The sequence below is a fragment of the Arthrobacter sp. MYb213 genome, assembly GCF_002979915.1.
Classification (GTDB): domain Bacteria; phylum Actinomycetota; class Actinomycetes; order Actinomycetales; family Micrococcaceae; genus Glutamicibacter.
Map to the genome: position 1 here is coordinate 45276 of NZ_PCQA01000003.1, position 20241 is coordinate 65516.

The window sequence follows — 20241 nt, forward strand, 5'->3', positions numbered from 1 at the left end:
GAGGAATAAATATTCCTCGCCAGACTTATATACAGGTCAGCTTCTTCTACTGAACTGCCGACTGCATTTCATTGAATGCATTTTGTGCAGCATCTTGTGTTGTCTGGCGCTTGAAGAAGATTTCCATTTCGTAACGGTACAAGATGTCTTGAATCTTACTGAACCCCATAGGTGGAATCGGCTCGGTTCCGGCAAGCTCTTCCTCAATACCGGTCACGAAATCAGCTGAAGCCGCTTCAATCGGCTGAAGGTCTGAAACAACTAACTCACGGATTTCAGTATTCGCAGGCAAACCGCGATCCATCTTGTTCAGCTCGCCCGCTTCTTCCGAATTCACCATGAAGTCAATAAACTTCTTAGTTTCTTCAGGATGCTTTGACTTGCTGTATCCGGACATCAGCATCGATGATTTGTACCAGAGCCCATTGTCCTGAGCATTGCCCGAGGCGCTTGGGAGACGTAACGGCACTAAGTCGACACCGGCCGCAGCGGACAACGAACCAAGCTGGTTACTCCACCACATCCCAAACGCAGACGTTCCCGTTCCTGTCATCGAACGATCGGGGCCAGCATTTTGATTTTCGGCCAGAACAGAGGCTACCGGATAGGATCCATTATCCAGCAGATCCTGGTGGTGCTGGAAATATCCCGCAAGATCCTCGACGGTTAGCCCTAGTTCTCCAGATTCATTAGTCAAGTGCTTATCAGACTGTCGTAACCACGTCTGCAATCCTGCCGGTTCGTTGGGCGCCTCGGATCCATATTTTCCCTCCACCTTCTCACTGACCGTCTCGGTGATTTCCCGATAGTCGTCCCATGTCCAGGTTTTATCGTCTGGAACGTCGAGCCCAGCTTCCTTCAACACCTTAGGATTTGCCGTCAGAGTGAACGAGTTAATTCCCGTCGTGATGCCAACTAAACCATTTTCAGTGGTTCCATTGGAAATGGATACCTCTTCAAATTTCGAAACATCGACACCATCAAGATCGAGCAGTGCCCCTCGATCCGCGTATTCACGAAGATACTTGTCATCCATCTGAATGATGTCCGGAGCATCGTTCGAAGCAACCTGAGTAGCAAGCTTGTCCCAGTACCCACTCCAGTCCGAATACTCACCTTGAATATCAATATTCGGATTCTTCGCTTCGAAGGCCTCGATAATCTTATTTGTTGCCTGTGCGCGAGAGTCTGAACCCCACCAAGCGAAGCGTAAACTCACCTTTCCATCTGCACTATCGGCCGCATTTCCTCCTCCGCCACATCCCGTTAACGCCAGTGCGGCGACTGCCGTAATGGCAAGAGATCTAGCGAGACGATTACCGGCCACACGATGCGCGGCACCAGAGCGTTGTTGTTTGTTCATGGGCTCCTCCTTGGATGGGCGAAAACTCGCAGAGGTTAAGTCAGCGGCGAGCCATAAATACGTTCCCTATTCGGGAAAGCGCTTCCCCTGTAATCTAGATGTGATTCACTTCACAAGTCAAGAGCTTGAGGGAAATTGTTGATGACACCTTTGAATCGCACGATCCACAAAAGGTATCGCTGTGGAATTAACGCTCCGTACTCTCGCGCAATACCGGAGTTCCAGTCATCACAACCAGCTTCGAATTACTGTGGGCAACAACCATTTCACCGGCAAGTCGTCCGATTTCCTCCAAAGGTAAACGAGCTGTGGAAATCGATGGGGTGACGTCACCCAGCGTTGGGATATCATCAAATCCGGCAATCGCTACATCTTCCGGGATACGTAATCCACGCTCCCTTATGGCACGAATTGCACCAAGAGCCATCACGTCAGAAACGCAAAATACGCAAATCTGATTTGCAGTCTCCTGAGATTCAGCTTGGTCAAGATAATCACCCATCGCCAAGTAGCCTCCCTCCCTTGAGAATGCGCCATACAGGGCGGTTTCCACCGGGACGCCGGAACGCTTAAGCTTCCCAGTAAAACCATCTGCCCTATGCTTTGCCGTCATGTAGTCCGGATTTCCAGCCAACACAACAAACCGACGATGCCCAGCCTTGAGCAATTCGCCAGCCAGCTCGCTCGCAGCACCCTCATTGTCGAGCTGAATCCCGCCCGTGGCAGGGAATGGCTGTCCAATCATGGCGACCTGTCCGCCGTTCGTTTGATAGCTTTCCAGCAGCTCCGCCAACTCGTGATCTTCACTGAATCGACGTGACCCGGACAGGATGATCGCATCAGTGCGGTGAGACATAAAGGCACGTACCGCTAAAGCCTCACGATCTGCCTCTCCCCCTGTACTTGTAAGCAAAAGCTGAATCCCATTTGCCTGGATCCCTTTCTGCACGCCTCGTGCAATTGACGAGAAATAGGGGTCGGCGATGTCATGCACCACAAGTCCAATGAGCTTCGTCGATGCCCGGGCAAGCGCTTGCGCCTGAGCATTGGGAAAATACCCAAGCTTCTGGGCCGCAGCACGGACTTTCTCGGAGATTTCCTCGGCCGGCTTTCGCGCCGACCCATTAAGTACACGGGACGCGGTTGCCAATGAAACTCCAGCTTCATCAGCCACGTCAGTCAGTCGAATAGCCACATGAAATCCTTATCACCCATTGCAATTTCGAACAAGCATAACCCCAACCCCAGTGATGGTTGACACAGCAATTTACTAACACTATCGTGGAAAGCGCATTCCCAAGATCTTTCTCAGCAGATTTCCACAGTTCAAGGAGCCCTCTACATGTCCGAAACACGAGTCCTGCGCATCGCAATGAACGGCATCACCGGGCGCATGGGGTACCGTCAACACCTCGTGCGCTCCATCCTGCCTATCCGCGATCAAGGCGGCATCACCCTCTCCGATGGCACCAAGGTTACTGTCGAGCCAATCCTAGTGGGCCGCAACGTAGACAAGCTCAAAGAGCTAGCAGCCCTGCATAATGTCGAGCACTACACGACTGACCTAGACTCGCTGATCAATGATCCTTCCATTGACATAATTTTTGATGCATCGATGACTTCACTTCGCTACAACACATTGTCTAAGGCAATTGCTGCTGGCAAACATGTATTCACGGAGAAACCAACTGCAGAAACACTGACCGAAGCGATCGAACTTGCCCGGCAGGCTTCAAGGAGTGGTGTGACCGCCGGTGTAGTTCACGACAAGCTCTACCTTCCTGGTCTAGTTAAGTTGCGCCGCTTGGTTGATGAAGGCTTCTTCGGGCGAATCCTTTCCCTACGTGGGGAGTTCGGGTACTGGGTATTCGAAGGTGAGATACAAGAAGCTCAGCGTCCTTCATGGAACTATCGCTTAGCAGATGGTGGCTCGATGACCACCGACATGTATTGCCACTGGAACTATGTACTTGAAGGGATCATCGGCAAGGTTAAGTCCGTAACTTCCAAGACCGCGACGCATATTCCAACACGATGGGATGAAAAAAACGAGGCTTATGATGCTACGGCCGACGACGCCGCATACGGAATTTTCGAACTTGAAACGCCACAGGGCGACGAAGTAACTGCGCAGATCAACTCCTCTTGGGCAGTGCGTGTTTACCGCGACGAACTTGTCGAGTTCCAGATTGACGGTACACATGGTTCGGCTGTAGCAGGCCTGAACAAGTGTGTTGCACAGCAACGCGCCCACACCCCAAAACCTGTTTGGAACCCCGATTTACCAGTCACAGAGTCCTTCCGCGACCAGTGGCTAGAGGTTCCCGCAAACGGTGACTTAGACAACGGATTCAAACTTCAGTGGGAAGAATTCCTCGCCGATGTCCAAACCGGGCGGGAACACCGATATGGTTTACTTTCAGCTGCGCGTGGCGTGCAGCTTGCCGAACTTGGTTTGCAGTCCGCTGCCGAACGTCGCACCATCGACATCCCGGAAATCACGCTATGAGCGCCACTGAGGATCTTCCAAAAATAGACTTGCCGAACGAGCATGGCGAGATATTCGGCTACACCCTTTCTGGCCCGGGTAACTTCCAACGTCCTACCGGTCCAATCCGTTCGCGCAAAGCCTATGCGGCGGCACATGTTGTCCCGCAAATGACAGCCGACAACACCCCGGGAGCGGTCGCGTCCTTAGATTGGGAGGCTACTCTTGCATATCGCCACGAGTTGTGGTCGTACGGGTTCGGAGTCGCCGACGCAATGGATACCGCTCAGCGTGGCATGGGCTTAGACTATTCCGCCACCCAAGAGTTAATACGGCGCTCAGCGGCCGAAGCTGCCAAAGTTGTAGGAGAATCACGATATCCTGCGCTGGCTGGCCGTACCGTTCGCGATTTGCTTGCCTGCGGTGCAGGAACAGACCAGTTGGACCCCGCCACCATTCAACCAGGCGATTTGAAGCCTGTCACGGATGCCTACCTGGAGATGTTGCAACACGTAGAAGATTCCGGGGCGAAGGTGATCCTCATGTGTTCCCGCGCCCTAGTTAAGGCCGCAAGGAACGCAGAGGACTATGTAAAGGTGTATTCCACTTTGCTAGAAGCTGCTGCTGAACCAGTTATCCTTCATTGGCTGGGTGAAATGTTTGATCCCGCCCTCGCTGGATATTGGGGAGGGGAAAGCATTGAGCAATCAACCAACACCTTTATCGAACTATTGGAAGCACATGCGTCAAAAATCGATGGGGTGAAAGTTTCTTTGCTCGATGCCGAGCACGAAAAGTACTTGCGGTCTCGCCTTCCGAACGGAGTGCGTCTCTATACTGGAGACGATTTCAACTATCCGGAACTCATTCACGGCGACGGAACTGAACACTCAGATGCCCTGCTCGGGATCTTCGCTGCCATATATCCCGCGGCTTCGACCGCACTGCAAGCCTTTGATGCAGGGCAAGAATTACGAGGTCGAGAAATTCTGGATTCGACCCGAGAACTGGGACTGCACATCTTCTCGGCTCCGACGTTCTACTACAAGACGGGCATTGCTTTTCTGTCCTGGCTCAATGGACACCAAACGGGCTTCCAAATGGTCGGCGGTCTGCAAGCTGGCCGCTCGGTCCTGCATTTGGTACGCACTTTCGTCTTGGCCGACAAAGCCGGACTACTACTCAAACCAGAGCTCGCAGCGCGGCGCATGAGCCAACTGCTTGAAATTAACGGCATCAAAGCCTCGATCCCTACTTTGACTGGAGTCTCATGAGCTTCGCACTTTCTTTGAATACCGGTACCACCCCGACGCTAAATCTCCGTGAAGCGGTACAGCTGAGCGCCGAGGCAGGACTCACTCACATCGGGCCATGGCGCCATCTCATTTCCGACGTTGGAGGCGCTGCTGAAGCGGCCAAAATTATTACCGACGGCGGCCTGAAAGCCAGCACGCTGTGCCGAGGAGGCTTCCTGACAGCAAATTCAAAACAGGGCCAAGCCGCGGCGCTGGAGGCAAACCGGGAAGCCATCCGCGAAGCCGGGATCATCGGTGCGGATGAGTTGATCATGGTGGTCGGAGGGTTACCAGCCGCTGCACACGTGCTTGGCGGCGAAGGTGAGCGCAGCGACAAGAATATCGCCTCTGCTCGCGAGCGTGTGGCCCGGACTTTAGACGATCTGGTTCCTTACGCACTCGAACACGGCGTACGTTTGGTACTCGAAGCGCTTCACCCGATGTATGTTGCCGACCGCGCAGTCCTCTCGACACTTGGTCAGGCCTTGGACCTCGCCACTCCTTACCCGACAGCGGCGGTAGGGGTCGTAGTAGACACCTTCCACGTCTTTTGGGATCCCCAGCTACAGCAACAGATCCAACGCGCCGGGCTTGAGAACCGTCTAGCTAGCTACCAGATTTGCGACTTCAACCTCCCTCTTGCCAATGACGCATTGAAGTCCCGGGGGATGATGGGCGATGGATACGTCGATTTCGAAACGATATCTCGGTGGGTATCAAAGGCCGGATATCGTGGTCCTGTGGAGGTGGAGATATTTAATGAGCAAATCAACAGTCAACCACCTGCGCAGACCCTCGCCACGATGGCCGAACGCTACACCGAACTGGTGCTTCCACATCTGAATGAGGCTGCCGGAATTGTCCCCGCAGACGTTGCTCTTTAATTCTGCTATCTCACCGAATGTCTGCAAGCTAGGACTGCTATGACCGACTTTTTCCCGCACCCATCCGTGGCAACAAAGGTTCCCGGCATAAAAACTCCGGCGATCGCTCTAGTAGGACTCAACGGATTCGGAAGGCAGCATCTTCTGAATATCCATCGTCTAGTGAAGCTGGGGAAGATCCGATTTGTCGCGGGCGCCGGACCAGATGATCCTGGTCCTGCTATCCGTGGCGAAGACACACCGATCTTCGCCTCATTAGACTCTCTCATCGCTTCTGGGATCAAGCCGGATATCATCATCGTCTCCACACCCATCAACACCCACTACGAGCTAGCGATGAGCGCTCTGGCAACTGGGGCTGACCTATACCTAGAGAAGCCTCCAACCGCGACGCTTGAACAGTATGAGCGACTGCTAACTGCCACGAGGGCAGCGGGCATCAGGGTGCAAGTTGGTTTTCAGGCGATTGGCTCCAAAGCGCTGGAGGCAATCGAAGAATTCTTTTGTGGAGATCCAGAACAATCTCCCATTGGTACTTTGCGCGCGGTAGGCGCCAGCGGAACGTGGGTTCGAACCAAGGGTTATTACGATCGGGCACCGTGGGCCGGACGCCGTACGCTCAACGGGAAACATATCGCAGACGGCGTCATTACCAATCCACTAGCCCACGCAGTGATGAGCGCCTTGCATATCGCTGGAGCCCGCCTAACCAGCGATATTGCAGAACTTTCAACCGAGCTCTATCACGCACACAATATCGAAGCCGATGACACCTCAGTGGTGCGGCTGAAAACTACTTCTGGAATTCCTGTCACTGCCGCCCTGACTGTGTGCGCATCAGAGCAACGAGACCCGTGGATCACCATCTACGGCACAGAGGGTCAAGCGACCCTGTATTACACCCGCGATGAACTTGTAGTCCAACCGAATCCCGAGTCGGGCAAAGAAGAATACATTTGCACTTTTGGCCGTACGAACTTGCTGGAGAACCTCGTTGATTTTCAGCGAGGAGACGCACCCGCGCTGCTATGCCCGCTGGAATCCGCCGGCGCTTTTATGCAGGTTTTGGAACATGTGCGCACCGCTCCTGCGCCTAGCGCATTGCCGGTCGCTGAGATCCACTACGAAGGCCAAGGCTCCGAATATCATCCAGTCATACCAAACATTGAACAATTTATTGATCGGGCAGTCTCAGCTCAAAGTGGATTCTCGTCACTGGATGCACCCTGGGCCCCGCCGGCTCATTTCAGCGGTACCTTGAAACTGAGAAATCCACAGAATTCCGAACAAGTAATTGTCGCTAGACGCCGCACTGGGTCCGATATAGCACCGACTAACTCTCCACGCCCCTTCTTGGACCAACTGTGCACTTTGTCTGGCGTAGTCCTTTGCGCGCAGCAACCACTGGATCACACTTGGCATCTCGGTGTGGGCGTTGCCTTGCAAGACGTCAATGGAACAAATTTCTGGGGTGGCCGAACTTTTACCCGCGATGCCCTACGTTACATCTGGCGCAAAGACCACGGTCTGATTCGCACCGTGAGCGAACATTTCGACGAGACGAGGCAAACCGTAGACTCACATTTAGAATGGGTTGATCATCACCAGAAAGTCCTCATGGACGAACGCCGCAGGGTCAGCGCAGAAGGTTTCAGAGTTGACGGCACCGAAGGATGGGTTTTAGATTTCAGCTTCACCCTTAGCAGCCGGGAACACACCGTCTCTCTAGGTTCACCCGGTTCCAACGGACGTGAAAGGGGAGGTTATGGCGGCTTCTTCTGGCGCTTGCCGAGTGTCAACCACGGTGAGATTTACACCGAGGCACACCACGGCGAGGAGCAGGTCCACGGAACGAAAAGCGACTGGCTTGCTTTCAGCGCGGACTTTTCCGCAGACAGTGTGCCCTTGAATTCAAAAACCACCGGGCACGGTCGAGCAACACTTTTGTTCTGTTCCTCCGACGATGACCCTTGGTTTGTGCGATACGCGGGTTACCCAGGAATTGGCAGCTCGCTTGCCTGGGACCGCCCCGTTTATCTCAGGCCACACAGCTCGATCACTCGAAATATGCGAGTCTTAGTCGTTGACGGAACCTTGAGCAAAACCCAGGCGTCGATCTTCGCAGAACACCTCCGAAACCAGCCAGCACTGGAAGCCAACGGATGAATGCTCAGCCTCCGGAAACCGAACAACAGTTAAAACACGAGAAGATGGTGCAACTTCTAGATACATTCGACGCCGACGGCATACTGCTTTCGAGCTCTGCCTCGCTGTCTTGGTTCCTAAGCGGTGCACGCACTCATGTCTCGCTAGCTGGCCCACCGGTCGTGCGTGTTTTGGTTCACCGGGAGGGGTATGAAGTGGCGGTACCTATCAGCGAAGCAGCTAGGGTGCAGAACGAAGAACTACTTGACACACCTTTGCTTAGGGTACACATTCTGGATTGGTATGAATCTCTGGATGATTTCGCCAGATGGTTCTCTGAAGTAGCTGCTCACCGAATACTAAACGAAGCGCAGGTAGAGCCGGAACTTCGGATGTTACGCACGGTGCTAGTGCCAGAAGAAATATCGAGATACAGGAAGTTGTGCCAAGACACCGCGAGTATTTTTACCCAGGTACTCTCCATGGCGACACCAATGGATTCCGAACGGGAACTCGCTGCACGATTAAGCGCGGCCGCCGTGGAAATTGGCGGCGAGGTCTTGGTTGCCCTAGTTTGTGGTGAGGAGCGCTCGACTTACCGCCACCCATTACCCACTCAGGCCCACTTGGGACGACGCGCAATGGCAGTTCTTTGCGTCCGCCGCCACGGGTTAATCGCGAACGTGACTAGGTGGGTAAGGTTTGGCACTGCCAGCCCCGGAGAAATACTTGCCGAGCAGTCGATCCTTGAAGTCGAGCGGGAAATCTTGGCTGCGTTGGTTCCCGGAACAAAGCTGAAATCCGTGTTACCGGTGATCGCTCAGGCTTATCCAGCTCATGGCTTCAGCGCAACTGAATGGCGCAACCACCATCAAGGCGGCGTTGCGGGCTACAACGGTAGAGATCCGAGACTCACGCCAGAGGTGACAGACGCTATCCGATGTTTTCAATCATTTGCGTGGAACCCCAGCGCGCTTCGGGACGGCCAATGTTTCAAAGTGGAAGACACCATGCTACTCACGGAGGGTTCTGGGAAGCCAACGTTAGAGGTGCTCAGCGTTGACCCATTGTGGCCGACAGTACGCGTGGGTAGGCTTGCTCGACCTTCAGTTTTAGAGCTTTAAACCCGGAAATCCAAGGACATGGCGCAAAGCTGGCGTCATGTCCTTGGCTTATCGGTTGATTAGTCTTGTTGGCTAAGTTCAGTGCGCCAGCTGCGTCGCGGCTCCCAGCCAAGTACTTGGCGTGCCTTGTCGCTACTAAACGCAGGGGAGGTCCCCGTCAGCTTGCTGGCCAAATCACGAAGTTCGGGATAGCTCTGCGGAATTAGCTCGGCCAGCGGTTCGGTAGCCAACGCATCGGCGGCGCCAACGAAAAAGACATCGCCATTATCGACTCGATCAAATTTTTCAAGCAACATCAATAAGAAGTCACATACATCTCGGGCATCTACGTAGTTGAACAATGCTGGAGCCGAAAGTGACGGATCTGCCAGGCGTTCGCGAACCGTATGTCCCTGCTGAGTTGGCGAGCCCTCCCATTCCTCTTCAGCAATCACGAAACAAGGTCTAAAAGACGCAAATTTAACCGTACTGTCGGGCCCCTGCTGCGCCGCGAACATTGCTGCAATCTGCTCGGCAACGTACTTTGAGAGTCCGTATGCGTGCCAAGGACGCGGAGTTTCCTGTTCGTCCAGAGGCAGTCGGCTCGGAATCCAACCGCTGGGGGCGCCATATCCCATTATTGAAGGACTGGAAGCGAGGACTATTTTTGTAGACCCCACGGCAACCGCAGCGGCGACAACGTTGTGTGCGATCGATGCGTTAGTTCTTAACAGCACTTCCTCTGGTGCCATGAAGGGCACAGCCAAAGCGGCCAGGGAGATCACTGAGGTCGGTTTATGATGCACGAATAATTTGATTGTTGCTGCGGCATCTAGGAGATCAACTCGCTGATAGTTCACCGCAGGAACCGGCTCCTGTGGCAATTCTTTGTCGACGGAAATGACCTGATGCCCAGCTGCAGCAAACCCTGTTACAACTGCACGGCCGAGCCTGCCGGATCCTCCGGTGATGATTATGGTTTCACGCATGTGTTCAGAGCTTCACTTTCTCTACCCGTTTGAAATCTACGCCGAATTCTGCCTCAGATACACGCTGAGATGTCCCCGTAATCAGGGAATCATTAGCGCAAACACCGATTGCAATGGCACGTACGCCATCTCTGAATCCTGCCTGACGGCTGTACTGGTCTTCGTCGGCACCGCGTAAAAGTTCAGTTAGCAAGAGTGCGTCGCCACCCCCATGAGAACCTTTTCCGTTGATAATTTCTAGCTCTACTGCCGATTCCCAATGACGCTGCAAGACCAGACGGTCGCCTTTGCATCGCACAGCCGAGTTTTGCGCATCGTCGCTGACTGACGGGTCAACGGGACTAGCCCCGGACGCAGGAAGCACCGCTGCACGTTCCACAACGTTGAGTTCCAGCCGTCCTTTTGTACCGTTCACCGCGACACTGTAGCCCTCCCATGGGCTGTGTGCATTTAATGAATAATTGAGCACCGGTCCGTCCTCGTACTGCACTATCACCGCGAGGTTGTCTTCAATGGAGATTTCCCCTTGGAAGACTCCCTGATCGCGTCTATATCCATCAAAGTGCTCGTTATCTAGATAGAGGTGTTCAAGCCGTTCGTCCGTGTGCAAATCAAGATCAAAAGGTTCGCTTTCGCTGTTTGCGTGTGTCCCTCTGTCGCTCGGAATTATTCCTCGATCTTCGGCATTCTTGGCGCCATAGAATTTCAATCCGCCTGCCGCGTAGACCGACGAAGGCGAATCGTCTAGCCACCAGTTAACTAGGTCAAAGTGATGGCTTGATTTGTGCACAAGTAGGCCACCAGAATTTTCCTTGAGCCGGTGCCAGCGGCGGAAGTAATCCGCACCATGGACGGTGTCGAGCATCCAACTAAAGTCCACGGAAGTTACCTCACCGACTAGCCCATCCGCGATCGCCTTTTTAAGTGCGGTATTTCGAGGTGAATACCGATAATTAAAGGTGACAATCACTTCTCTCCCTGTTCGTTCAACTGCTTGGGCGATCCGCCGTGTGCTTTCGGAATCAACAGTTAGTGGCTTCTCAACGATGACGTCAGCGCCGGCTTCTAGACAAGTGCAGATCAGGTCAGCATGCGTGTAATCCGGGCTGGTGATAATGGCCCGGTCTATTTTCTGCTCGCGAATGTACTGGGCGAGAATCTCTGGATCAAAAACATCAACCTGTTCTCCGAAGGTTTGTTCAATGACATCCAGGTAATACTCAGTGCGTCCCGGGTTGGTATCGCTCAAGGCCACCAGTTCCGCAACGTCTGCATGATCGCCAAGGATCGCGGTGAGGTACATTTCGCAACGGTTGCCAGTACCTATCAAGACGTATCGGATTCGTTTATGATTGTTCATCAAATTCACTGCCTACTCGTTATTTGCAAGGAAAATGGGCTCGGCTTGTCACCGAGCCCATGCGCTGTAGTTCGTTATTTGATACCGGTGGTAGCGATTCCCTTGATCAAGAACTTTTGACCGAAGAGGAACGCAAGGAATACCGGTACAAGAGTAACGATCGACATGGCAAACAATGCTCCCCAATTTGATTCACCTGTTGAATCGATGAAGGCATTCAATGCCACCTGAACCGTGTAGTTACTTGGATTTGTCAGGTATATCAGTGAGGTGAAGAAGTCACTCCACGTCCAAATGAAAGTGAAGATCGCGGTGGTGGCCAGCGCAGGAACCATCAGTGGCAAAATGATCTGGAAAAAGGTTCGAGCGTGCCCTGCACCGTCGATGCGTGCAGCCTCATCCATGTCTCTAGGAATGCCACGGATGAACTGGATCATCAAGAAAATGAAGAACGCGTCGGTCGCCAATAGCTTCGGAACGATAATTGGCCAGAAGGTGTTAACCCAGCCGATTTGGGAGAACATGATGTACTGCGGAACTATGATGACGTGGATTGGAAGCATGATCGTCATCAGCATGAGTACGAACATAGTCTTCTTAAATTTGAATTCGAGCCGAGCGAAAGCATAGGCCGCCATTGAACAGGAAACCAAGTTCCCCAAAATGCAGCCAATGACAATAATGGCCGAGTTCATCAGATATTTGCTAAATGGTTCCGAAAGCGCGTCCCAGCCGTTGGGATAGTTTTCCCACTCCACATTAGCGATCACCAGACCAGCTTCGCGGAAGATCAGGTCGTTCGGCCTGAAGGAGCTGGCTATCATCCATAACAGCGGGTAGATCATAACCAGCGCAGCCAGGATCAGGATGGTGTGCTTGATTAACGAACGCGCACGTGCGCGTCCACTAGGTCGATAGCCTTTAACCTTCTTACCATTTGAATCAGTTCCGCCTACCGGCGGCTGACCTCCGAGCATGGCAGCCTCGTCCAGTCCCGATACTTGAGTCCCGTCGAGATCATTGTGCGAAATTGAAGTCTGATTAGTCATCGTAGAACACCCAATACTTAGAAACGAAGAAGTTCAGCGCCGTGAAACCACCGACGATTATGACCAGCAGCCAAGCCATCGCCGAGGCGTAACCCATATCGAATTGCTTGAAACCCTGTTGGTACAGATACAAGGTGAAGAACATCGTTGAGTCCGCCGGGCCTCCCGAACCGTTGGAAACGATGAACGCCTGAGTGAAGTTTTGGAAGGCTCCAATGACCTGAAGTACCAAGTTGAAGAATATGATCGGGCTGAGCATCGGAATGGTGATACTCAGGAACTGACGCCATTTGTTCGCTCCATCGATCGAGGCTGCCTCATAATACATTGCGGGGATCTGCCGAAGCCCGGCGAGAAAAATTACCATCGGAGAACCGAAGGTCCACACGTTGAGCAGGATCAGGCTGCCCAATGAGGTATCTGGATCCGAAATCCACCCCATCCCTTCGATGCCCACCAACCCGAGAAGTTGGTTGACCAGGCCGGTAGTTCCAAAGATCTGCTTCCAGAGCACAGCAATGGCAACCGATGAACCGAGCATTGAAGGCAGATAGAAGATCGAACGATAGAACGATAGTCCACGCATTCCACGGTCTAGCAACATTGCAACGCCTAGCGCGACACCAAGTTGGAGGGGAACACCCACTAGCACGTAGGTGAACGTCACGCGCAGCGAATTATGGAGCCGATCATCGCTGAGCATGCGCTCGATGTTTTCCATACCGGTAAATTCCGGCGCTTGCAAAAGGTTATAGTCCGTAAAGGAAAGATACAGGGACATTGCCATTGGACCCAAGGTGATCAGGAATAATCCGATGGTCCATGGCAACAAAAAGATGTGCCCTGCCTTATTATCCCTGGTAGGCGACTTTTGCCCTTTGGTTTTACTCAGTCTTGATAATTCAGCAATGGCACTCATTGACCAACGCCCTCGTTCAAATGAGCCCTTAGAGACCCAAGGCGAGTGTGGACCAACATGACTGACTCCTCGGTTTGATGCTTCTCGCGAAGCTAAATGACATATTGTCGGAATGCGCTTTCCAATACCTGTTCCACAACGGTAAACTAAACAGCAACGTGAGGTCAACCACATTGAGTGTCGTTACTAGCTCAACGTCCAACGAATCTTCCAAATACATCTGGAACCAGCTCCATCATGGCTGGCGTTCCACTTGCCGAAACGGAGAAATATTACTTTGCCGCAAGTCAGCAACGAAAAATCGGACTTCATCCAATCTATCGAACTGATCCTAGTTTCCATGCCGTTCGATGCCGGACGGCAAGAACGCAGTTATTCCATTGTGGAATCGGTCGATGCTTTCAACGCATCTTCACGGGGTTTTACGCATATGGAGTCACTCATGGTGAAAGTCCGCACCAAGCAAGGGCTCACGGGTTGGGGTGAAGCTTTCGGGCACAAATCTAATCCTGCAACGTGGGCATCGTTAGAGCACATAGTAGGACCGTTCTTCATCGGGAGACATACCGACATCGCTGAAGCCATAGGTGAAGCCGAATACGCATTCCATGCTTTCGGGCGGACCGGTCCAGTCCACTACGCGTTGTCAGCCATAGATATTGCGCTGTGGGATATCGCTGCTCAACAGGCCGGCGTGACGTTGCGGGAATACCTTGAGCCTGGCGCGCGGAACCATGTCAACGCCTACGCTTCACTGGTGCATTATGCCGAAGACCCGCTGGAGGTTTCACACCATGTGAGCCAAGCTCAACAGCTGGGATTTAAAGCGTTCAAACTCCACGAATCCACACCCGCGGCCATCGCTGCTGCCCGCGAGAGCGCTGGCGACGCAGCACTCATGGTCGATGTGAACTGTGCGTGGAGTCTGGACGGGGCCCGACAAGCAATGGAGCAGCTTGAAGAGCTGCAGCTTCTCTGGGTCGAGGAACCTATCTTTCCGCCGGATGCTACGGCCGCATTGCGCGAACTCAACTCTCAATTCTCGAACGTCTCTGCCGGGGAAAACCACTCAGGAGTCGCTGGCCTCATCGATGCGATGGGATCCGGAGCGCTAAGCTTTGCACAACCCAGTGTTGGAAAAATTGGTGGTATCTCCGGGATGCTCGAGGTTCGTCGAGCTGGCAAGCGACTCGGTATTCCCGTAATCCCCCACTGTTTTTACTACGGACCCGCGTTGCTAGCGACCGCGCAACTGGTGGCGCTCGATCCTCCACAGCGCCATACGGATGGAAGGTCTCTTCCCGAGTTGGAAATTCCGTTTGTGAATTGGGAACATACTTTGCACTCACTGCATGCACCACACCAATCAGGCATGGACCAGCACGGAGTAGTACAGCTACCTCAGAGACATGGACTCGGATTCGAACCCGATGAGCAGATGATAGAGACCTATCTCGTGAAACGGCTGTTGCTTATCTAACCGAGCACTTTGGCCAAAAGTTCGCCGTTGTCGCTCATGATCGCGTCAACGTTCTTCTTCATCAGCGCGCGCATGGTCGGCTCATCGTCGATGACCCAGACGTGGACCTGCAATCCAGCGCGTTGCACCGCCTTGATAAATCGGGGTGTCACTACCGGTATGACACCCTGCTTAAGCGGCACTTGAACCGCCCAGAAGCCCCGAGCCAGCACATTGGGAATACGACCGAAAAGCGCGGCGCATAACCAGATCAACGCCATCTCCCAGCGTCCAGGAGATCGTAACACCGGGGCCGAGATCAGGTGCTGCACCGCGGCGCTTCGTGAGCTCTCAAAAGACGCCAATGCGATCTGCCCGTGACAGCCAAGCTCTTCGATCAGCTTTGCCAGTGGAGCGATGGCCCGCTCATCCTTCACATCAATATTAAGCAACGCGTCGGGAAAGCTGAGCAATAATTCGCGAAGTGTGCACAGCGGTTGGCCGCCGGCGCGCACCGTGGCCAACTGCTCATCGGTGTATTCGTGCAATGCTCCAGCAGCATCGGTAACCCGATCCAGCGTCTCGTCATGAAAGGCATATACCGTCCCATCCTTGGAAGTACGCACATCCGTCTCCAGATGGGTGATTCCAAGATCCCAGGCCCGCTGAAAGGCGATGAGTGTATTCTCTTCATCGCCGAATCGAATGCCGCGATGTGTGAATGCGTAGGTCATTTTAATAGCTTCTCAATCACCTGCGCGACACCGTCTGCCTCAATGGTGTCCGCGGTGTGCTGTGCGGTGGCTAGGGCCAATGGATGACCCGAGGCCATCGCATAACCATGGCCGGCGTATTCGAGCATCTCCAAGTCGTTGGGCATGTCCCCGAAGGCCATCACCTCATCGGCGCTGATCCCCAATTCACGGCAGTACACGTCTAAGGTGGTGGCCTTGTGGATGTCTACATGCGCCATCTCCAGTAACGAGACCCCGAAAGCCGAGTGGGTGACCGAGAGCAGTTGAGCTAATTCGGGGGCCACGGCAGCGTAGAAATCATCGATAGGCAAGGATTTGGAGCGTGCCAAAAACTTGACGATACCTTCTTCATCAATGGCTTCCGAGTTCAGGTCCAGAACCGATTGGCTTCCCAAGGTACGATTTTGTTCGGCAAAGTTCGCCCCAAGGTGCAATCCACGCGTGGTTTCCGCGGCAAAGGCAGCGTTCGGTTCATGTTCCAAGATAATCTGCTCCGCCTGTTTAGCGGTAGCCGCGGAGAGGGTCCGCGACCAGATGACGCGGTCTTGTTCCAGATCGTAGAGCACGGCGCCGTTGGAGCAGATCACCGTGCCCATGCCTCCAAAGGCTTCGATAATGGGCGTGAGCCAGCGAAACGGCCTACCGGTCACAAAAACGATGTGAATACCGGCATCTCGAGCGTCTAAAAACGCGCGGCGAGTACGTTCACTGATATTCCCCTCGCGGTCCACGATGGTGCCATCTAGATCAGAGGCGATCAGTTTAATCATGAAAGTTCCCCGCGGTGCGGCGGGTTCGCCCCGGCGCGGCCTACCGTTACCGACGCCGCATGAGCGGCAAAAATCAGTGCCTGCTCCAACTGCTCAGCTTCTAGGCGCGCAAGTTTTTCACGGTTTGCGGCGCCGATCATCCCGCGTTCGGCAAGCCAGCATAAGAGGGCAGCGGTAAACGTATCTCCGGCGCCGACGGTGTCGGTTACCTCGACCGAGGGGGCACTGTATTCGGCCTCACCGGCACGCACCACGCCCCAGGATCCACGTGATCCGGAGGTGGCCACAACGATGGCTGGGCCCATCGCCAACCAGGCCCGAGCAGACTCATGCACCGAACGCATCGGGTAGAGCCACTTCAAATCGATTCCGGAAACACGCACCACGTCGGCTTGGCCGACATATCGTTCAACTTCGGCGACGGTTTGCCCGTGGTTTGTCACCAGCGAGGGGCGCAGGTTCGGATCGTAGCTGATGGTGGCGTGAGAGCGGGCTGCGGCCAGCAACGGGAGCAGTTCGGCCGGGCTGAACAGTGTTGCGATGGAGCCGGTGTGAACCAGTTCGGTGTCTTGGGCCAGTTCCGGGCCCACCGTTGGCATCTGCCAGAAAGCATTAAATGCGAAGGTCGCTCCGCCGGCTGGATCCAAAATGCCATGGGCAATCACCGTCGGTTCATCATCGGCACCGCCAAGGTATTTGACGTTATTTGCCGAGAGGAAACGCTCGATACTCGCACCCTTATCATCATGTCCCCAGCGGGTGATGAGCGTACCGGGGTAACCGAGTCGGGCCAACGCGACGGCAACGTTGAGCGGGCTTCCGCCCACAAATTCTTGCGCCGGGGCGATTCCTGAGGCCAATACGTCGACTAGTGCCTCGCCAATGACCGTCGGGTTCATCATGCTCCTTTGTAATGCAGCGGGTACAGCTGTTTAACGCATGCCTCCCACTGGTGGCTTGACGGATCGATCCAGCTGAAATGGTCACCGTCAAAAATCCGCAGGGTGTGCTGTTGACCCAGCGCGGCGGCATGGTCTGCCGCACGCCGTGCAATTTTCACCGGAACATCTGTATCGGCCCGTCCATGAAAGATTACGACACGTGCTGGCATCGGCCATAATTCCACGGGGTTCACCGAGGACAAATCGGCGTCGCCAAGCATCTCATCTACCGCATCATTGCTCAACCGCAAGGTTTTAGCCAGCTGCAAATCTAATAGTCCGGCCTGCGAAATGACCTGCGTGACGCGGTCCTCGTGCGCTGCAAGCAATGAGGCTAGATGCCCGCCGGCGGAATGACCAATGAGCGTGATCGGGCCTTCTTCTTTGATCAGCGCCAGCGCGAGCCGGGCATCTGCCAGCATCTGCGCTGCGCTGCCCGGCCCACGCCGGTATTCAAGGTTATAGGTGGGGATACCTCGAGCGGCCAGGTCCATGGCCAGTGCTTCACCGAGCTGCGCGGTGTATTTTTCGCGCCAGTATCCGCCATGAATGATCATCACCGCACCCAGCGCGGTGACCTGTTCCGGCGCATAAAAGCGTAACCACTGATCATGATGCGCCCCGTAATGCATGGTTAGTTTCCGGGAAAATCTGCGGCGCGTTTTTCGACAAAGGCGGCGCGGCCTTCCACGGAGTCAGCGGTGTTAAACGCTTCGGTAAAGCTCTGCGCTTCAACCTTTAGTCCATCGTGGACGTTCAGTGCATCCATAGTGACCATCGCGCGCTTTGCGTTGGATACGGCCATGGGGGAAACCTTCGTCAGCTCATTGATGGTGGCCACCGCCTGAGCAAGCAGTTCTTCCGGAGCCACTACACGATTAACCAGACCAATGCGTAGTGCCTCGGCGGCCTTGATTCGGCGTCCGGTGAAGATCAGCTCACGCGCCATCGCGTTACCTACTCGGCGCGGAAGCCTGACCGAACCGCCAAAGCCTGGCACCAGGCCCAAGGTCACTTCTGGCTGGCCGAAGCTGGCACGCTCCGAGGCGTAAATGAAGTCGCAGGCTAGGGCCAGTTCACAGCCACCACCGAGGGCAAAACCGTTCACCGCGGCGATTACCGGAATCTGCAGGGATTCTAGACGTTCGGTGAGCACGTGCATCCGGTGTCCGTAGGCCAAAGCCGCCTCGGCGTCCATGGAGTTCATCTGGACAATATTTGCGCCCGCGACAAATGCTTTCTCACCGGCGCCGGTGAGCACCACGCCGCGGTGCTTGAACTCGCTGGCTTCAAGGTAGTCCACCGCGCGCTCGAGGTCCGCGACGACCTCCAAGGCCAGCGCGTTCATTGAGGCTGGCTGGTTGACGGTCAGGATGAGGGCTGCGCCCTGTGTGGTCATGGTGAGGGTATCAAATTGCTCCATGTTGATCACTCTCTCATGTCGCACGCTTACCTGACTAGGAAATTACCGGCGTTTGCCAGTTTTTGCCCCACCACTGCGGGCCTTGGCCTTGGCTTTCTTTTCCTGTTTAGCGCGCGCCTTCGCTTTATCTTTCGCCGCAGCCCGCAATTTATCATTGCGTTCTTTAGCTACCTGCTGGGTGTTACGCACCGAAGCCTGGCGTGAAGAGTTTGCCCCGCGTCCGCGCACAATCCCGATAAATTCATCAACCAGCTCAGAATCTTCAAGACCGGTTGGCCACGCGATGCCGATATGTGTGGTGTTTCCACCCTCAATTTCCCGGTACACCACGTCTTTGCGCTGATAGAGCCGGGCGATGCTCTGCGGAACTCGCAAGACTTGCGCCCCGGAGGCGACAACCTCCATCGCGGTGGGCACCCCGCCGACTTCCTCGGGGTATTCACTTAAGTTAAGTTGTGGAAATTTCGCTGCGTCCGCTTCGGGGATCGTCTCTTCGTAGTACTCAACGTCGTGGTCCTTGGCCGCGCAGACTACCTCGAGCTCATCGTAAAGCGGAATCAAGTGACGGGTGTCGTTCTTGGGTGAGGATCCCTCATAGCGCACAAACACCGCGTCCGCCTGATCATTGGCCAGCAGTTCAAGGATGTCGTCACCGTCGTAGCGGGTCGCCGCCAGCGTGACCTGCGGGTAGCGTTCGGTGAACCGATCCATCCATTTACCCGGGGTGACGCCTGCTACGTAGGAAATTCGAAGTGTGTGCACGGTTAAATCCTACTGTTCTTTGAGGCGTGATCGATGCGATTAACGCGGTACGGCGGGCTCGGATTACTCCGTGCCCGCCGCAGCTAAAGATTAAATTACTTGCTGTCGGTCTTGACTACAAGTACATCGCATGGAGCCGAGTGAGCTACCGAGGAAGCAACCGAGCCGAGCACGCGGCCCAGACCCTTCATGCCTACGTTGCCCACGACGATCATCGAGGCACCGCGCTCGGTAGCGTCGGAGATCAATACGTCCCCTGGCTTACCGTGACCGGCAGCTGCGCTGACCTTCACGCCTGGTACGGCGTTGCGCACATCGTTGGCCACACGCTGAGCCAGCTTGCGGGCCTGCTCTGCGTCGTCCAAGATCCAGGTGTCGCTACCGATGGAAACTACTTCGGTGTTATCCGAAGCGTGTGCGGTGAGCACGACCAATTCGGCGTCGATCTTCACTGCGAGTTCGGCTGCACGGCGGGCCGCACGCTGTGCGGTTTCGGAACCGTCAACACCAACGAGGATGATTTCTGACATTATTTC

The 20241-nt window shown here is 54.5% G+C and carries 19 protein-coding genes; 6 read left to right on the forward strand and 13 right to left on the reverse strand.

Translation table 11 applies throughout. The annotated features are described in order from the left end of the window. Window positions 1–46: 46 nt before the first annotated feature. On the reverse strand, window positions 47–1363 hold the full coding sequence (locus CQ011_RS07765; protein ID WP_105676277.1) for an ABC transporter substrate-binding protein: 1317 nt from the start codon (window positions 1361–1363) through the stop codon (window positions 47–49). Between the two features lie 187 nt (window positions 1364–1550). Further along, window positions 1551–2537, reverse strand: coding sequence for a LacI family DNA-binding transcriptional regulator (locus CQ011_RS07770; protein WP_219844193.1), 987 nt, complete (start codon window positions 2535–2537; stop codon window positions 1551–1553). Window positions 2538–2705: 168 nt separating this feature from the next. On the opposite strand from CQ011_RS07770, the gene CQ011_RS07775 reads away from it, so the two are divergent. Genes CQ011_RS07775 through CQ011_RS07795 form a run of 5 tightly spaced genes read left to right on the forward strand, consistent with a single transcriptional unit; the run spans window position 2706 to window position 9299 of the window. Continuing rightward, complete coding sequence (locus CQ011_RS07775; RefSeq protein WP_105676280.1) at window positions 2706–3872, forward strand: Gfo/Idh/MocA family protein; 1167 nt, start codon at window positions 2706–2708, stop codon at window positions 3870–3872. Continuing rightward, a complete protein-coding gene (locus CQ011_RS07780; protein WP_105676282.1) occupies window positions 3869–5125 on the forward strand; it encodes a dihydrodipicolinate synthase family protein in 1257 nt (418 codons plus the stop codon). The genes CQ011_RS07775 and CQ011_RS07780 overlap by 4 nt, the downstream gene beginning before the upstream one ends. After that, window positions 5122–6030 carry a sugar phosphate isomerase/epimerase family protein gene (locus CQ011_RS07785; RefSeq protein ID WP_105676287.1) on the forward strand — a complete coding sequence of 303 codons (909 nt, stop codon included), beginning with the start codon at window positions 5122–5124 and terminating at the stop codon, window positions 6028–6030. Before CQ011_RS07780 ends, CQ011_RS07785 begins: the two co-directional genes overlap by 4 nt. Before the next feature lie 39 nt (window positions 6031–6069). Next, the gene (locus tag CQ011_RS07790) at window positions 6070–8196 is read left to right on the forward strand and encodes a DUF6807 family protein (RefSeq protein ID WP_105676290.1); all 2127 of its coding nucleotides are present in this window, start codon (window positions 6070–6072) and stop codon (window positions 8194–8196) included. After that, window positions 8193–9299: a M24 family metallopeptidase gene (locus CQ011_RS07795; protein WP_105676296.1), complete on the forward strand. Its 1107-nt coding sequence runs from the start codon at window positions 8193–8195 to the stop codon at window positions 9297–9299. The genes CQ011_RS07790 and CQ011_RS07795 overlap by 4 nt, the downstream gene beginning before the upstream one ends. 59 nt (window positions 9300–9358) lie before the next feature. Here the strand turns inward: CQ011_RS07795 and CQ011_RS07800 are convergent, their stop codons facing one another. The 4 genes from CQ011_RS07800 to CQ011_RS07815 all read right to left on the reverse strand — a co-directional run bounded on the left by CQ011_RS07800 (window position 9359) and on the right by CQ011_RS07815 (window position 13595). Next, window positions 9359–10267 (reverse strand): NAD-dependent epimerase/dehydratase family protein, encoded by a 909-nt coding sequence (locus CQ011_RS07800; protein ID WP_105676301.1) that lies wholly within the window; start codon window positions 10265–10267, stop codon window positions 9359–9361. 4 nt (window positions 10268–10271) lie between these two features. Further along, complete coding sequence (locus CQ011_RS07805; protein WP_105676303.1) at window positions 10272–11627, reverse strand: Gfo/Idh/MocA family protein; 1356 nt, start codon at window positions 11625–11627, stop codon at window positions 10272–10274. Window positions 11628–11701: 74 nt separating this feature from the next. Then, on the reverse strand, window positions 11702–12676 hold the full coding sequence (locus tag CQ011_RS07810) for a carbohydrate ABC transporter permease (protein WP_286161128.1): 975 nt from the start codon (window positions 12674–12676) through the stop codon (window positions 11702–11704). After that, window positions 12669–13595, reverse strand: coding sequence for a carbohydrate ABC transporter permease (locus CQ011_RS07815; protein WP_105676306.1), 927 nt, complete (start codon window positions 13593–13595; stop codon window positions 12669–12671). Before CQ011_RS07815 ends, CQ011_RS07810 begins: the two co-directional genes overlap by 8 nt. 340 nt (window positions 13596–13935) lie before the next feature. Between CQ011_RS07815 and CQ011_RS07825 the strand changes: the two genes are divergently transcribed. Further along, window positions 13936–15075, forward strand: a complete 1140-nt coding sequence (locus CQ011_RS07825; RefSeq protein WP_146112585.1) for a mandelate racemase/muconate lactonizing enzyme family protein — start codon at window positions 13936–13938, stop codon at window positions 15073–15075. Here CQ011_RS07825 and CQ011_RS07830 read toward each other — a convergent pair. The 7 genes from CQ011_RS07830 to CQ011_RS07860 form a co-directional block, all read right to left on the reverse strand. Next, complete coding sequence (locus CQ011_RS07830; RefSeq protein ID WP_105676313.1) at window positions 15072–15788, reverse strand: glycerophosphodiester phosphodiesterase family protein; 717 nt, start codon at window positions 15786–15788, stop codon at window positions 15072–15074. The genes CQ011_RS07825 and CQ011_RS07830 overlap by 4 nt on opposite strands. After that, window positions 15785–16579, reverse strand: a complete 795-nt coding sequence (locus tag CQ011_RS07835) for an HAD family hydrolase (protein WP_105676315.1) — start codon at window positions 16577–16579, stop codon at window positions 15785–15787. Before CQ011_RS07835 ends, CQ011_RS07830 begins: the two co-directional genes overlap by 4 nt. Further along, window positions 16576–17481 carry a PfkB family carbohydrate kinase gene (locus CQ011_RS07840; RefSeq protein WP_353616168.1) on the reverse strand — a complete coding sequence of 302 codons (906 nt, stop codon included), beginning with the start codon at window positions 17479–17481 and terminating at the stop codon, window positions 16576–16578. The genes CQ011_RS07835 and CQ011_RS07840 overlap by 4 nt, the downstream gene beginning before the upstream one ends. Then, entirely contained in the window at window positions 17478–18152 is a 675-nt protein-coding gene (locus CQ011_RS07845) for an alpha/beta fold hydrolase (protein WP_105676324.1), read from the reverse strand. Before CQ011_RS07845 ends, CQ011_RS07840 begins: the two co-directional genes overlap by 4 nt. 2 nt (window positions 18153–18154) lie before the next feature. Continuing rightward, window positions 18155–18943 (reverse strand): enoyl-CoA hydratase/isomerase family protein, encoded by a 789-nt coding sequence (locus CQ011_RS07850; protein ID WP_105676327.1) that lies wholly within the window; start codon window positions 18941–18943, stop codon window positions 18155–18157. Between the two features lie 42 nt (window positions 18944–18985). Then, window positions 18986–19705 (reverse strand): LysR family transcriptional regulator substrate-binding protein, encoded by a 720-nt coding sequence (locus tag CQ011_RS07855; RefSeq protein ID WP_105676330.1) that lies wholly within the window; start codon window positions 19703–19705, stop codon window positions 18986–18988. Between the two features lie 95 nt (window positions 19706–19800). Beyond that, a complete protein-coding gene (locus tag CQ011_RS07860; RefSeq protein WP_105676332.1) occupies window positions 19801–20235 on the reverse strand; it encodes a universal stress protein in 435 nt (144 codons plus the stop codon). Between the last annotated feature and the right edge of the window lie 6 nt (window positions 20236–20241).

What these genes read in the sequence shown, in the direction of transcription:
- CQ011_RS07765 (WP_105676277.1), bottom strand. Translation starts at nt 1,363, where the DNA reads ATGAACAAACAACAACGCTCTGGTGCCGCGCATCGTGTGGCCGGTAAT.
- CQ011_RS07775 (WP_105676280.1), top strand. Translation starts at nt 2,706, where the DNA reads ATGTCCGAAACACGAGTCCTGCGCATCGCAATGAACGGCATCACCGGG.
- CQ011_RS07780 (WP_105676282.1), top strand. Translation starts at nt 3,869, where the DNA reads ATGAGCGCCACTGAGGATCTTCCAAAAATAGACTTGCCGAACGAGCAT.
- CQ011_RS07785 (WP_105676287.1), top strand. Translation starts at nt 5,122, where the DNA reads ATGAGCTTCGCACTTTCTTTGAATACCGGTACCACCCCGACGCTAAAT.
- CQ011_RS07790 (WP_105676290.1), top strand. Translation starts at nt 6,070, where the DNA reads ATGACCGACTTTTTCCCGCACCCATCCGTGGCAACAAAGGTTCCCGGC.
- CQ011_RS07795 (WP_105676296.1), top strand. Translation starts at nt 8,193, where the DNA reads ATGAATGCTCAGCCTCCGGAAACCGAACAACAGTTAAAACACGAGAAG.
- CQ011_RS07800 (WP_105676301.1), bottom strand. Translation starts at nt 10,267, where the DNA reads ATGCGTGAAACCATAATCATCACCGGAGGATCCGGCAGGCTCGGCCGT.
- CQ011_RS07805 (WP_105676303.1), bottom strand. Translation starts at nt 11,627, where the DNA reads ATGAACAATCATAAACGAATCCGATACGTCTTGATAGGTACTGGCAAC.
- CQ011_RS07810 (WP_286161128.1), bottom strand. Translation starts at nt 12,676, where the DNA reads ATGACTAATCAGACTTCAATTTCGCACAATGATCTCGACGGGACTCAA.
- CQ011_RS07815 (WP_105676306.1), bottom strand. Translation starts at nt 13,595, where the DNA reads ATGAGTGCCATTGCTGAATTATCAAGACTGAGTAAAACCAAAGGGCAA.
- CQ011_RS07825 (WP_146112585.1), top strand. Translation starts at nt 13,936, where the DNA reads ATGCCGTTCGATGCCGGACGGCAAGAACGCAGTTATTCCATTGTGGAA.
- CQ011_RS07830 (WP_105676313.1), bottom strand. Translation starts at nt 15,788, where the DNA reads ATGACCTACGCATTCACACATCGCGGCATTCGATTCGGCGATGAAGAG.
- CQ011_RS07835 (WP_105676315.1), bottom strand. Translation starts at nt 16,579, where the DNA reads ATGATTAAACTGATCGCCTCTGATCTAGATGGCACCATCGTGGACCGC.
- CQ011_RS07840 (WP_353616168.1), bottom strand. Translation starts at nt 17,481, where the DNA reads ATGATGAACCCGACGGTCATTGGCGAGGCACTAGTCGACGTATTGGCC.
- CQ011_RS07845 (WP_105676324.1), bottom strand. Translation starts at nt 18,152, where the DNA reads ATGCATTACGGGGCGCATCATGATCAGTGGTTACGCTTTTATGCGCCG.
- CQ011_RS07850 (WP_105676327.1), bottom strand. Translation starts at nt 18,943, where the DNA reads ATGGAGCAATTTGATACCCTCACCATGACCACACAGGGCGCAGCCCTC.
- CQ011_RS07860 (WP_105676332.1), bottom strand. Translation starts at nt 20,235, where the DNA reads ATGTCAGAAATCATCCTCGTTGGTGTTGACGGTTCCGAAACCGCACAG.